Here is a 13,944-nt window from a genome sequence, read left to right as displayed (position 1 = left end):
GTATCTCCGGTATTACTTAAAGCGCGTCAGGACCGGTCTCTCCGGTACGAATACGAATAGTTTGTTCGATATTAGTAATGAAGATCTTTCCATCACCGATTTTGCTGGTATTAGCCGCTTTAATAATTGCCTCAACTGCTTCATCGACACGGTCATTGTCCACAGCTGTCTCAATTTTTACTTTAGGTAAGAAGTCCACAACGTATTCAGCGCCACGGTAAAGTTCGGTGTGGCCTTTTTGACGACCAAAGCCTTTAACTTCGGTTACGGTTAGACCGTATATACCAATCTCAGATAGTGATTCTCGAACGTCATCAAGCTTGAACGGCTTGATAATCGCAGTGATTAACTTCATGTGGAAGTCCTCATGTGATTTTGAAAGTAGAATTGTGAATAGTGGTGTCGACCACTATTTTTGGCGGGGGTATGATATCAGATTTTTAATGACTCTTTTGAAGTTACTGATTTATATACATTACGGGCGCCCGGTCAGTGGTAGACAGAGTCGGAATATCCAGCCCTTCGATATTGAATGCTTCCGGAATAGTGTTTGTTGTCAGTAATAAATACAGTTTTTCTGATGCACGCGTCATTGCCATGTGTAATAGGTGCGTATTGGTAATTCTAAGGCTGTGACGCTCACGTTCACTCACCTTATTATCCGCCTCCATGTCGAACAGTTTCTCTAGCCCGGTTATGAAGACGATTTTGCTTTCTATACCGGTGGCAGCTTCTAAGTCACACAATCTCAGGTTCTCAGTGTCCATTGACATACTGCCGGTCAATGTTGTGGCTTTTATATTGAGCGCTTCGCGAATGTCTTGCGCCATAAAGCGCGTGCTCTGCTTGTCTGCATTTAGCACCAAAATATCTCCGGGTTTATAATCTTGCTTGAGGAGCTGATTAATCTCGCTAAACAGACGCGTTTTTTGATCCTCCTGAGTAGGGAAGTGCAAAAGTTGCGGATGATCTTCCGGTTGAATCGGGTCAATATGATTAATGGAGTAGAGTGGATGTTGGGCTTGTTCCATTAGTCGGTGTAGCCATAGGGTATCCACGACCCTTGATATCGCGGGGCTACAACGATAATGATGCTTCAAACGGATAGTTCTGCCTCGAAAATCGAGACCGGTCTCTTTCCACTCCAAACTACGGTTGTAGAAGCCTTGATCAGGGTCTGAAGTTAGGAATAACTGGGATTCATTCGCCAGCGCATGTTTGATGACTTTTATCCAAGATGGTGCGAAATATTGTGCTTCATCAATCAGGATATGTTGAAACGGCTCGAAGGTTTTGCCTTCCTCAAATTCTTTAAGCAGGATTGCCGGAGCGTCTGCCCATAAGTGGCTGTTGCGGTCTTTAAGATGGGTATCGACTTCCACCATTGCTTGCCATATGCGCTTTCTGACCGGGTTTGAAAGGGCTAAGCTTTGCCCTGAGCGTAGAGTAGCCAGATACTCCGCTTCGGTTTCAATCATGCGGTCTTTGATGAAGTTTATTTCTTTGATTAAGCCGAATCTGCTAAGGCCCGTCTCCTCAAAATGCCGTTTGATCATCAGGTCAAAAAGCTCGGTTTCTTGATCTTCGTAGACGAACTGGCGTGTCCCGCCTAGTAGCTTTCGGCACCACTCTAAGAAGGGTAGGCATTGGATGCCATGAGTTTTTTTGCCGATGTTAGTCAGCTGTTGTTTGAGCTCATTGCTGATCGCTTTATTGTGAGTCAGCACCAGAATTTTTGCACGGGGATACTTGTCCACCAGCATCGCGGCACGATTGATCAGTACTGTGCTCTTACCGCTACCTGATGATCCCAGAATTAACCGAAGCGAATAGGGGAGACTACTAGTCGTAATATCCCAGTCACTTGTCATGCTGAGTTCTTGCTCAACATCAGGGAGTAATGTAGCTAATTTGTTTTCTTCAGTCTGCTTTTGTTGTTTGTCTAAGCGTAGTTGCGGGTTAAAGCGGCTGCGAATGATTTTGTTGACCTGTTCTGATGCAGCCATGCCGATATATTTGCTTAGCACTGCCGGTAAAGCACCTTCGAGGGCAATACCACCGATTGCCAGAAGGCCTTGTTCCTTGAGCTGAATCGTCTGCTTTATTTTCAAATTATCCGGTAAAATCAGGAGTATTGGTAGCAAACGACTTGCGTGTTCCTGAAGGAGTTCGGGGAGTAGGGCATTGCGCTCTTGAATAAGCTCGAATACCAAAGGGTGTTGGTGTAGTAGCTGATGATCTACAAAGCTTGTCCCGAATGTTTCTTCGGGTAGAGTTGCTATCAACACTGATCGCTTGTCATGACTGACCCAATACCGGAGACCTGTCACATTGATGTCGGATGATAATTGCTGTCTGGCCACAAATTCTTCAGATAGCTGTTGCACGCTTTCGTGAAGCTCGGGGCCCGGGTAGCTGGCAGTTAGTGAATCTTCTGGTATTATCAGTGCCATATTTTGGTTTGGTCCTCTCGGCATTAGCCGGGATGTTTTATGTTAGTAGCATTTGCTCGCAACCTTTAAGAGTCGCTGCCAAATTTTAACACAAAGGCGATCAAAGGTAGAATTTCAAATTTCCGACCGTGTCATTTGGCACCACAGGGCTAAAGGGTGTAATTTTCATTATGGCTGTTTATGCTATTGGTGATGTTCAGGGGTGTTACGGTGCTTTACAGCGCTTGTTAAAAAAGGTGGATTTTTCACCTGAAAAAGATGTGATCTGGTTTGCGGGTGATTTGGTTTGTCGTGGTAATAAATCACTGGAAACACTACGTTTCATCAAGCGTTTGGGTGACTCGGCTGTTGTTGTGCTAGGTAATCACGATATCAGTTTGATTGCAGCACATTACAAGGTTATTAGGCCACATCCTACCTTGGAAAATATTATGAAGGCCGATGACCGGTATGAGTTAATCGACTGGTTACGGCAAAAGCCATTGCTACATGTGGATGAAGACTTGGGGTATTGCATGGCTCATGCAGGTATTTACCCCCACTGGAATTTGAATCAGGCACAGAAGTTTGCAAGAGAAGTCCAAGTGCCACTTCGGGGTGCTACCGCGCAACGTTGGTTAAAAGAGGTTTACGGGGATGAGCCAAGCCAGTGGAGTGATGGGTTGCAATCTTATGACAGGCATCGTTTTATTCTTAATGCGTTTACGCGAATGAGGGGTTGTAATCCTAATGGTTCACTCAGCTTTTCAACGGCTGGAACGGTGAAAGATCATCAGGCAAAGGGCTTGTATCCGTGGTTTAATTTACCTTCAAGGACGCTACTGCCGAAGAAAGTAGTCTTTGGGCATTGGGCGGCTCTGGGATTTCATAATGATAGTCAGGTGTTAGGCTTGGATACGGGCTGTGTTTGGGGTCGAAAACTTACCGCTGTTCGTTTGGATAGTGATATAATCAAGCCGATTCAGGTTGCTTGTAAGTAGGCTTTGTTATGAAACCGACAAGTGTCTTAGGGATTTTTGCTTGGTTGAGCAAAGGGAAGCCACCTTTAAATGATGAACCAGTCGAGTCTGCGGGTGATTCAATGGCGGAAGATGACGCAGAGTCGGGAATAACTAGTTTGGAAAAGACCAATGTTACCGTCATTTCAGCGAATGGCTCGGTAAAGGTTTATGTTCGTGATGTCGAGTATAACTTGAGGCTGATGAAGCCTGCCCATGGTGTTGGGGTGCCCGAGTTGAAGCGTTCTCTAGAGCGTAATCGCGAAATGATGGGGCAAAGTTTTGAGAAGATGCAGTCCATCTATCGTAACTTCCGAACGACTACTGACCCTTTGGTGATTGAAACAGAAGGGGCTTATCGAACGGCTACGAAGAATGCTTTGGTCGCTCGTGCCAATATTGATGTGTTGATTCCTCTGATTAACATCAGGGGGGGCGATGCTGAGTATGAAGGGGCGGGTGAAGGATTGCCCATCGAGCAGCATGTTGAGAAGTTACGCCGAACTGCGGAGTTAATGGTGGACTTTGAGTTGGGCAGCGATGAAGACGATGAAGATGATGGTGAGGTCAATCTTCAGTCTGTGTTTATTGCAGGGGTGATTGTTGTGTTGGTGGTTATGTTATTGAAGGTTTTTTTGTAGCTACTAATAATAATTTAAAGGCACACTTTATGAATACATTCGAAGTACCTGATCAAACAAGGGTTGCGGTATTGGGGTTAGGGTACGTAGGGCTTCCATTAGCTGTTGAGCTGGGTAAAAAATACCAGACCATTGGCTTCGATCTTAACTCGGAACGAATCACACAACTAAATGAAGGGCATGATGCAACTCTGGAAGTAAGTGCTCGGGAGTTAGCTGAAACGAAAAGTCTGAGTTACACCGATCAGGTTGAAGACTTAGCTAGTAGTAACGTTATTATCATTACTGTACCTACTCCGGTCGACGCTAGTAACCAACCTGATCTTCAGCCATTGATAAAAGCTAGTCAAGCGATTGGCACTGTTTTAAAGGCTGGAGATGTGATCATCTATGAGTCTACAGTCTACCCCGGAGCCACTGAAGAGGTTTGCGTTCCTGAGCTTGAACGAGTCTCTGGACTGAAGATGAATTCGGATTTCTATGTGGGCTACTCACCAGAAAGAATAAATCCGGGTGATAAAAAGAATAGAATTTCGACGATCAAAAAAGTGACTTCTGGCTCCACACCTGAGGTCGCTCAATATGTGAATGATCTTTACTTAAGTATAATTAAAGCGGGTACCCATCTAGCACAAAGCATTCGAGTCGCCGAGGCGTCTAAGGTCATTGAAAATACTCAGCGGGATTTAAATATTGCGCTTATTAATGAGCTAGCAATCATTTTTAGTCACATGGATATAGATACTGAAGATGTTCTTCAGGCAGCTGGTACTAAATGGAATTTCATGCCATTTAGGCCTGGTTTAGTCGGTGGGCATTGTATTGGTGTAGATCCATATTACTTAACCTACAAGGCTCAAGCACTTGGTTATTATCCTGATGTGATTTTGGCTGGGCGACGCATTAATAATGGAATGGGTAAATTCATTGTTGAGCGACTCATTAAAGCAATGGTGAAGAAAAAAATTGAGGTAGTTGGCAGTCGAGTGTTGGTTTTGGGTCTCAGTTTTAAAGAGAACTGCCCCGATATTCGAAATACCAGAGTTATTGATGTGATCCGAGAGCTAAATGACTACGACATGAATGTTGATATTCATGACCCTTGGGTAGATGGAGATGAGGCTAAAGATAAATACGGTGTGGATGTTTGTGTAAATCCTGAGAAGAGTGCCTATGATGCGGTTGTTGTGGCTGTTTCACATGATGAGTTTAAAAGCCTTACCAGTGATGTAAGAAACTTTGGTAAACCTGATCACATCGTATTTGACCTAAAGTATATATTGGATAAACAAGACTCTGACCTAAGACTCTAAGTCAATGTCGCAGAAGTGTTTAAACATTATTGAAATAGTTGATGGCAAGCCTGGTCATGTGAACCAAGTGAAAGGGCTAGTTGAAGCTATTCAAAGAAAAGTTAATACATCGGTTAGAACGATCGATATTTCTATCGGCTTGGTTGGATTTATTCGTAAAGTTAGCCAGTTTGATACGCCCGCAAAATTAGTGGTTGCCGCGGGGCACCGAACACACAAATATGCATTGATTATGCGCTTTATTTTTGGTGCATACAGTGTTGTTCTTATGAAGCCTAGCTTACCTCGGTCAGCCTTTAATCTATGCTTCATTCCAAGGCACGATAGAGTTTCTGAAATGCCTAATACGGTTGTAACGGATGGTGCTATTAACCGTATTCGTCCTTCTAGCAGTCTCGAACAATCACAGGGGCTTATTTTACTGGGTGGGCTCTCCTCTCATTTTAATTGGTCGTCAGGTACTGTAGTAGCTCAAATTAAAACCTTATTGGAGAGTTATCCAGATGTTGAATGGCGTATAGCTAATTCAAGACGCACATCCGCCGATATTGAGTCGGTATTGCATAGCAGTCAGATAATACTACCTTTTTTTAATTACGCTGATGTGGGCGCTGAATGGATGTTGGATCAACTAAGTCGAATTGGTCATATTTGGGTGACAGAGGATAGCATTTCAATGGTTTTTGAAGCGATGACTGCCGGGGCTAGGGTAGGTGTGCTGAAGCTAGATAAGACTAAGCCTAATCGGGTGAGTCGGGAAGTGGCGCGTTTATTGAGTGAGGGTCGAGTTTCAGACTTAACGACTCTTGAGACTAAAAATGATGGCTCAAATACGCAGGCACTTATTGCTTTGGATGAAGCGACAAGGTGCGCTGATATTGTTATGGCACGGATGGTTGAGAAGGGGTATACCATATGAATCAAAAAAAGCCCTTAACAGTTCTGCAAATAATTCCCGCATTAGATAGTGGGGGGGTTGAAAAGGGCACTATTGAAGTTGCCAAAGCGTTGGTCGATAGTGGGCATAAAGCGCTGGTTATTTCTGCTGGAGGGCGACTAGTCGGTGAGCTGGAAAAAACGGGTGCGACTCACGTTAATTGGGATTTGGGAAAAAAATCTTTAACCACTTTTTTGCGATACCGAAAACTAAGGCAATGGTTGGTTGAAAGTGATGTTGATGTCCTTCATGCGCGTTCGCGTATGCCTGCCTGGGTTGCGTGGTTAGCATGGCGTGGAATGCCAAAGCAGAATCGCCCTCGTTTTATCACTACTGTTCATGGTCTGAACTCGGTGAGCGCGTACAGTAAAATTATGACCTATGGTGAGGCTGTAGTAGCGGTATCAAGTACTGTCAAAGAGTACATCACCGCAAATTATAAAGGAGTGAAACAGGATAAAATTGTTGTTATTCCGAGAGGAATTGATCCACTTGAGTTTCCATTTGCTTATCAACCAGCAGAGTCTTGGAAGTTAGCTTGGTTTGAAAGGTTCCCAAACACAAAAGGCAAATTTATTGTTACTTTGCCCGGTCGCCTGACTCGATTAAAAGGTCATCATGACTTGATTCGTGTCATTGATGGGCTAAAGGAGCAAATACCCGAAATACACGCGGTCATTGTAGGTAGTGAGGATCCCAAACGGATGAGCTACGCAGAAGGGCTTTATAAAGAAGTGAAGGATAGAGGGCTTGAAGAATTTATTACCTTTACCGGTTATAGAAGTGACATGAAAGATATTTACGCAATATCTGATATGGTGCTCTCGTTATCGAGCAAGCCCGAGTCGTTTGGAAGAACAGTAGTTGAGGCGATTAGCTTGGGGCGAGCAGTGGTAGGTTATGATCATGGTGGTGTAGGGGAAACCTTGTCGCAATTATATCCGGTAGGTTTGGTTCCGTTAGATGATTTGGCAGCTGTAAGCGAAAGAATCGTTGCATTACATGATGGAAGCTTACTGCCTCCTCAGTCTGCAATTACTCAGTACTCTAAAAAAGATATGCTAAACGGTGAATTGAGTGTCTATGTTGACTGAGGTCTATTGGGTGATTTTTGTTTTGGCAGCAATAGGGAGTGTTTACTTTTCAGTCCGTTATGGATGGTGGCGACCTACAGTATCTTATGAGTCGCCACGAGTTTTGATGTATCACATGATTCGGGACGGAATACCCGACGCTAAATTTAATGGCTTGCGCGTGTCTCCTGAAATGTTTGACCGACAATTGAAATATTTGAATGAAAAGGGGTGGACGTTTCACACAATAACTGAGCTTCACGAATTGGCTGAAAAAGGTTTACTCGCTGAAAAATCAGTAGCGATAACGTTTGATGATGGGTATGAAGATAATTTCATCAATGCATTTCCAATAATCAAAAAATATAATGCTAAGGCGACTATCTATCTGGTTGTTGATAGGCATGACCGTGACTGGTCTGGTAAACGTAAAGAGAAAAATCAGGGGGCAGGGCTTCTGTTAGAACCAAAACTGAGTGATGACCAAGTCAAAGAAATGTTGGCTTCGGGTGTTATTGAAATTGGTTCACATACTTTAACGCATGATAATTTGATGAGCTTAGATGGTCAGAATAAGCGTAAAGAAATTCATGACTCCAGAAGTAAAATTAGATCTGATTTCGATATTGACTGTAAGGCTTTTTGTTATCCATTTGGTTTATATGGGATGGAAGAGGTAGAGTTGGTTAAAAAGGCTGGGTATACAACAGCCACCACGGTTAATACTGGAATCGACCACAGATTAACTGAGCATCCGTGTGAAATTAGTCGGATCACTATCAGTGGAAAAGATGGTTTTTACGCGTTTTATCAAAAAATGAGAACTGGAAAGCGAGGCTTATTCAAATGATCCTTTGTTTAGTGCTCGCTAGTGATGAAAGTGGTGGATTGGAAAACCATGTGCTGACATTGGCCAATAACCCTTTAATTAATGAAAAATATCAGGTTCATCTTATCGCTCCTGATCGTTTTCGTAATGATGTAACTACAGCATCATTTCACGCTCTAGATGCTACCAAAAGTAGAAAGAATCCTATTCTACTTTATAAGTTAGTAAATTTATTAAGGTCCATACAACCAGATGTTATTCATGCACATGCTAATAAGGCAGCATCGCTTATTTCTACAATTTATCCTTGGTTAGGCTTTTCTTGCTCCAAGATAGCAACTATACATAGTGAAAAGCGTAATACAAAGGGGTTTAGCAGCTTTGATACTGTGATCGGTGTTTCTCACCGTGTGTTGAATAGTGTTACAAACAACAATAAAGTCGTTATCTATAACGGTGTTGATGTTGATATGAGGAGGATTCGTTCTCGGGACTTTCTTCAGCAAACGGAACAGCTCTCGAATAAAAAGATATTGGTTATGGGGCGTTTAGTGGAAGTTAAGCGTTTTGATTTATTGATTAGCATTGCCGGTCGTCTGCATGATTGTGATGTGCTTATTGTCGGTGAGGGTAAATTGCGGGGGCAGCTAGAGAGCGAAGTGAAAAAGAAGAAACTCAATAATGTTTTTTTCTTGGGCCATCGCGACGACAATATTGAATTGATGTCGGCTTCAGATTTATTTGTTATTTGCTCTGACAGGGAAGGGTTTCCATATACTTTGGTAGAGTCTTTAAGGCTGCATATTCCTGTAGTTTCGACTGATGTCTCGGATGCATCATTAATTCTTCCGGCTGAAAACGTAGTGCCTGTAGGAGATATGGAGGCTCTTTATGCTTCAATACGTAAGCAAATTGATGACCCTGAGGCTAATAAAGAAAAACTTGAAAATGCTTTTCGATGGGCGCAAGAGAATACGTCTTTGAATAATATGATTGACCAGATACTAAAGCAGTATGACTTTAGTTTAATGAGCGGGTGATGAATATCCATGTGTTGATAATTAATGACGGTAGACCAGGACATGTTAACCAATCTTTTGGAATAGTTGAGTCTTTAAAGAAAGAGCGCAGTATAACTGAGGAAGTTGTTGATATTAGTTATAGATTAAAAGTATTAAGGCCTTTGATAAATTTCTTTGTTAAAAGAAATAGCTACCTTGGTAATATCTTAAATCTGTGCTTAGTTAAATATTCCAAAAAAATTGACGTAAGACCGGATTTGATTGTTTCGTCTGGCGGGTACACATGTGCTAGCAGTGTATTATTAGCCAGAACATTCCAAACCAAAAATATATTTCTTGGAACCCCTAAAGGGTATAGTCTTGCAGATTTTTCGCTTGTGGTTTCTACCGCTTCCCTTGGTGCAGAGAAAAATAATTTGGTTGTAGATGTAATGCCACAAAGGTTTGACAAGGTTGGAATGAGGGCAGCTGCGAGAGAATTTCTGACTGAGAGGCGCCTGAACCCAAATTATGTTTACTGGAGTTTATTGATTGGCGGGCCTACACATTATTATAAGTACACCAAAAAAGATTGGGAGGAACTAGTTGTAGCGATGAATGAACTAGCTGATAAGTATTCAGTGAAGTGGCTTGTTAGTACATCTCGTCGTACACCTGCTAAAGTTGAAGAAGCTCTTTCGCAGTTATTAAGATCTAACCCGAGTATTACCTATTCTGTTTTTTATAATCAAAAGCCAGAAAAGTGTCTGTCTGCTTTTCTAGGTTTATCGAGCTATGCTTTTGTCACAGAGGATAGTACTTCCATGTTGAGTGAAGTTGTAGCAGCAGGCTTGCCTCTAGTGTCCTTACATTCTGAAATGATTGGGGAGCCAGATGGCGGTCACCTTCAACTAGTGCAAAGACTAAGTAATGTAGGTAGTATGAAAAGGATGTGCATTGGCGATATTTTGCAAAATTTTCAACCTGTAAAGTTAAAAGCTAACAAAGATCAATCATTGATCCCCAATATGATATTAAATGAGCTAGGGCTATGAGCAATAAATCAGATATATACTACAGCGGTACTAGGTCGAATATGGCGGCCTTCCTACCAGATTCTTATTCAAGAGTGTTGGAAGTTGGTTGTGGTGACGGTGCTTTTCGTTCTAATTTGGAGGAAGATTGTGAGTATTGGGGGGTAGAACCATTTACACCATCGTACGAAACAGCTTCTAAGGTACTTGATAAAGTAGTGCACGGTACTTATGAGGAAGTTGCTGATAGTTTACCAAATGACTACTTCGACTTGGTTATTTGTAATGATGTGATCGAGCATATGGTGGATCATGATAAGTTCTTTTCTGACATAAAGAGTAAGATGAAAAAGGATTCTTATATTGTTGGTTCGATTCCTAATGTCAGATTTTTCCCCAACCTATTGTCATTAATCTTTGATAAAGATTGGGAGTATCAAGATGAGGGGGTTTTAGATCGTACGCATCTGCGTTTTTTTACTGAGAAAAGTATTATCCAAACATTTGCTCGTCATGACTTTATTATCAATAAATTCGAAGGAATTAATAGTATATCTTTCAAGCCTTCATCACTAAAAAAAATAGCTAAAATTATTACGATTAAGGCTCTGGGGAAAGATACATTACATTTGCAATTTGGTTTTTGTGTTAAATATTCTACAAATAAGTAGCTGAGGTTTACCATTGAAGGGGTCTAACTTGTTAAATATAAGAAGTATTGATGAGAGTAGAAATAACTACAAAGTAAAATTCAGCTTCTGCTCGTTGGTAACGCGTATTGATGAATATCATGAAATGATTGCTAGTGCTAAACAAGCAGGATTTGATGGTGATGATGTTGAGTTTTTGTATATTGATAACTCTAACGAGAACTTATGTGATGGATTTTCTGGTTACAACCGATTCCTACTTGAAGCTGAGGGTCAATATATTGTTTACTGTCATCAGGATATCTTGTTTGAATTTGATCGAAGAGAAGTTTTAGAGGAAAGAATTAGGGAAATTAATAAAATTGACCCCATGTGGGCCATTCTGGGAAATGCGGGAAAAGCACATAATAGTTTGCCAATAGCAAGAATTACAGACCCTAATGCGGATAATATAACCTTAGGTGTTCTGCCCGGGCGAGTAATGACGGTGGATGAGAATTTCTTAGTGATCAACAGAAAGAACCCTATATCTTGCTCTGGTCAGATGAAAGGGTTTCATTTGTATGCAACTGATCTTTGTCAAAATGCAGAGTATCTTGGTTATAGTTGTTATGTGATAGATTTTCACCTTAGACATAAGAGCGGGGGGAATGCTGACGAAAGTTATAACGCAGTCCAAATGGATTTCATGAATCTTTCCAGACGTAGAAAGCAACCACAAGTTATTCAAGCAATGTGCTCACGTTTTTATGTGTCCTCCTCAAGAATATTAATGGCACTTTTTAATAATAATAAAATTTTAAATCTTCATAAGAGTCTTAAGAAAAAATATACCATTTAGGATTTTTATCTTTAAACAATGATTATAATGATCTTCGCTTTTGAAGTAACAAGTACGACAAGTAACTATGCCTATTAATATTACCTATATAGAACCCGAGTTTCAAAATCGAGTGTTTTTTATCTTACAGGTGAGCGTTATTTCTGTTGAATCTTTTTTTGATTGACCTTCGCCATTTGTTATAGGTACGTTGGTGTCTCTTCAGTGGACGCCCTGCAGCGATTTCATTTTGTATAGCTTCTAATACTTTTAGTCGGTCAAAGTGAGCGGTAGTTTCTTTTCGGCTCAGTACGCAAAAAAACTCACTGCCACCAGGAGTAAAGCTGTCAACTTCTTGTAGTTCTGTTAATCCTAAGTTTTCTAGATCATGCATAATTAATCGAAATGAGTTCGGAGTAAAACACCAAGCATGTGCATCAATATAAAACTCCCCTCTCTTGGCTGAAGTAAATTGCTCTAACGCTGTATTTTTGTCCCAGAGTAGTTCGCTATGGCCAATATGGTTTTCTCCCCAAGCGACTTGTCCGTTTCTCTTAGATGCATTCAAGTAAAATTCAGCTATAGTGCCTGCTGAGTGTAGAACATTTTTATTCAGATGAGCATCGATCACCTTTGATAGACCTGTGATTGCACGGTATTGATCGAAGCAATAGCGATAATCAGGGATTGCTAAAATTAACTTACCGTTATCCGCCAGTAGTCCGTTACAGTCATTTATGAATCGAATTATATCTGGAGTATGTTCGATAACATGAGAAGCAATAATCCAGTCATAGTGCTTACTTTTTTTGGTAAGCTCTTTGTAGGGTTGTCCTTCCCATACATAATCAACATCTTCTATTTTACTTGTATCAACACTCGCATCATTCTGATATTTTTCTATTAGGCCTTCTTTCGTTGTATGGTCAATAATTTCAACATTATACCCTGCAGATTTAGAGGCAGTTGGGTTATGGCTTGGGCCAATCTCTAGTCCTGAAGACTCTTTCGATGTATATTTTAATAAAAAATCTTTTCGATTCATGTAACTACCTCGTATATGTTAATTATTGTAGGACTTTTTTCTGAAAGGCTTTCGTGTTTGTTTGTAAGACTAGAAATATTTATTATGCTTTGAATTCTCACCTTGTAAGTATGCATTTCCTGAGCTTTTTTATGTCCATTTTCGATAGTTGCAGTTTGTGATTTTTTATTTTGAGAAGCTAATAAGGTAGGAATTTGGCACGCTGTATCATATACGAGTACATCAAGATTCTCAGTATAACAATAAGGTAGGTCTTTTACGTCATCAGTCACTAATAAAGCCTTACAGCCTGGCGCTTCAAAGCATCTCATGTTAAGACCATTTTTAATGTTCTCAGTGTTTATGATGTTTAGTACATAGTTAAATTCTTGGTAGAGTTTCGCTAGCTCCTCTTGATTAATATTTTTACTAACTACTTTGTGGTTCTCTCTATTTAACTTTTTCCTCCAGCCTTTTCCTATAACGAGCATAGGGTAATCAATATCATTTATGATTCGTTCACGGTTTTTAGACCAAGCTCCTACAAACAAAAGTAAGTTAGAACGTTTTTTATTGGTTTCAGGAGGGGTGAAAACTCTAGGGTTATAGGCAAGTGGGAGGTAGCTAGAGTTGTCTAATCCTAAGGACTTAGCGTGGTTAACAAGAGCTGTATCCGTAAAAAAGAAGTGGTGAATTAGAGGTTTCGAGTGGAGGATCTCTGAGGTGTAGAAGTCTCCAATCCAGTGAGTGAAGAAACAATCTTGGCGATATGTGATTAAGGCAGAAATGAGATCATCAGAAAAGTAGAACAGGTCAGCAATAATTATTAACTGTGGTTTGTAGTTATCTAAAACTCGAATTAGCCTTTTTTTTGTTATATTCGCTTTAGCACATGGGCTTATCCACCCAGCTATTTTCTTGATTGCGCGCTCATAAAAATTATTGTGGTTTAAGGCAAAACCTTTAACCTCGACACCATTTAAACTTTCCCCTGCATCTATTAGGTGCTCATACCATTGTAAAATACCTCCTCGCTTCCCAATTACCAATAAACGAGTAAATTTATTCGTATTCATACGCATTTCTGTGCTCTATAGCCCTGTAAGAGTGTTCAGTTTATCTTTTGGTCAAATACTCTGTAAAAAAGCTGGAGTGTGATGTCGAGTGAATC

14 protein-coding genes are annotated in these 13,944 nt (G+C 40.9%); 10 read left to right on the top strand and 4 right to left on the bottom strand.

Annotated elements, in window-relative coordinates; all coding sequences use genetic code 11:
- Positions 1-16: 16 nt before the first annotated feature.
- Both DKW60_RS03545 and DKW60_RS03540 read right to left on the bottom strand, forming a co-directional pair.
- Positions 17-355 (bottom strand): P-II family nitrogen regulator, encoded by a 339-nt coding sequence (locus DKW60_RS03545; protein WP_109836279.1) that lies wholly within the window; start codon positions 353-355, stop codon positions 17-19.
- A gap of 103 nt (positions 356-458) precedes the next feature.
- Complete coding sequence (locus DKW60_RS03540; protein WP_181389573.1) at positions 459-2,453, bottom strand: UvrD-helicase domain-containing protein; 1,995 nt, start codon at positions 2,451-2,453, stop codon at positions 459-461.
- Between the two features lie 170 nt (positions 2,454-2,623).
- Between DKW60_RS03540 and DKW60_RS03535 the strand changes: the two genes are divergently transcribed.
- Genes DKW60_RS03535 through DKW60_RS03490 form a run of 10 tightly spaced genes read left to right on the top strand, consistent with a single transcriptional unit; the run spans position 2,624 to position 11,770 of the window.
- On the top strand, positions 2,624-3,433 hold the full coding sequence (locus DKW60_RS03535; protein WP_109836329.1) for a symmetrical bis(5'-nucleosyl)-tetraphosphatase: 810 nt from the start codon (positions 2,624-2,626) through the stop codon (positions 3,431-3,433).
- An 8-nt stretch (positions 3,434-3,441) separates the two neighbouring features.
- Positions 3,442-4,092: a hypothetical protein gene (locus DKW60_RS03530; protein WP_109836277.1), complete on the top strand. Its 651-nt coding sequence runs from the start codon at positions 3,442-3,444 to the stop codon at positions 4,090-4,092.
- Positions 4,093-4,121: 29 nt separating this feature from the next.
- Positions 4,122-5,405 carry a Vi polysaccharide biosynthesis UDP-N-acetylglucosamine C-6 dehydrogenase TviB gene (gene tviB / locus DKW60_RS03525; RefSeq protein WP_109836276.1) on the top strand — a complete coding sequence of 428 codons (1,284 nt, stop codon included), beginning with the start codon at positions 4,122-4,124 and terminating at the stop codon, positions 5,403-5,405.
- A 4-nt stretch (positions 5,406-5,409) separates the two neighbouring features.
- Positions 5,410-6,324, top strand: coding sequence for a mitochondrial fission ELM1 family protein (locus DKW60_RS03520; protein WP_109836275.1), 915 nt, complete (start codon positions 5,410-5,412; stop codon positions 6,322-6,324).
- Positions 6,321-7,436, top strand: coding sequence for a glycosyltransferase family 4 protein (locus DKW60_RS03515; protein ID WP_109836274.1), 1,116 nt, complete (start codon positions 6,321-6,323; stop codon positions 7,434-7,436). The genes DKW60_RS03520 and DKW60_RS03515 overlap by 4 nt, the downstream gene beginning before the upstream one ends.
- A complete protein-coding gene (locus DKW60_RS03510) occupies positions 7,426-8,265 on the top strand; it encodes a polysaccharide deacetylase family protein (RefSeq protein WP_109836273.1) in 840 nt (279 codons plus the stop codon). Before DKW60_RS03515 ends, DKW60_RS03510 begins: the two co-directional genes overlap by 11 nt.
- Positions 8,262-9,284: a glycosyltransferase family 4 protein gene (locus tag DKW60_RS03505; protein WP_109836272.1), complete on the top strand. Its 1,023-nt coding sequence runs from the start codon at positions 8,262-8,264 to the stop codon at positions 9,282-9,284. Before DKW60_RS03510 ends, DKW60_RS03505 begins: the two co-directional genes overlap by 4 nt.
- The gene (locus tag DKW60_RS03500; protein ID WP_109836271.1) at positions 9,284-10,300 is read left to right on the top strand and encodes an ELM1/GtrOC1 family putative glycosyltransferase; all 1,017 of its coding nucleotides are present in this window, start codon (positions 9,284-9,286) and stop codon (positions 10,298-10,300) included. Before DKW60_RS03505 ends, DKW60_RS03500 begins: the two co-directional genes overlap by 1 nt.
- A complete protein-coding gene (locus DKW60_RS03495) occupies positions 10,297-10,950 on the top strand; it encodes a class I SAM-dependent methyltransferase (protein WP_109836270.1) in 654 nt (217 codons plus the stop codon). The genes DKW60_RS03500 and DKW60_RS03495 overlap by 4 nt, the downstream gene beginning before the upstream one ends.
- 28 nt (positions 10,951-10,978) lie before the next feature.
- The gene (locus tag DKW60_RS03490) at positions 10,979-11,770 is read left to right on the top strand and encodes an acyl esterase (RefSeq protein WP_109836269.1); all 792 of its coding nucleotides are present in this window, start codon (positions 10,979-10,981) and stop codon (positions 11,768-11,770) included.
- Positions 11,771-11,894: 124 nt separating this feature from the next.
- Here the strand turns inward: DKW60_RS03490 and DKW60_RS03485 are convergent, their stop codons facing one another.
- Positions 11,895-12,794 (bottom strand): class I SAM-dependent methyltransferase, encoded by a 900-nt coding sequence (locus tag DKW60_RS03485; RefSeq protein ID WP_109836268.1) that lies wholly within the window; start codon positions 12,792-12,794, stop codon positions 11,895-11,897.
- A complete protein-coding gene (locus DKW60_RS03480; protein ID WP_181389572.1) occupies positions 12,791-13,849 on the bottom strand; it encodes a glycosyltransferase family protein in 1,059 nt (352 codons plus the stop codon). Before DKW60_RS03480 ends, DKW60_RS03485 begins: the two co-directional genes overlap by 4 nt.
- Between the last annotated feature and the right edge of the window lie 95 nt (positions 13,850-13,944).

This window comes from Leucothrix pacifica (assembly GCF_003172875.1).
GTDB classification, from domain to species: Bacteria; Pseudomonadota; Gammaproteobacteria; order Thiotrichales; family Thiotrichaceae; genus Leucothrix; species Leucothrix pacifica.
Note: the sequence above shows the minus strand (reverse complement) of the source record. Positions and strands in the feature narration are given on the sequence as shown.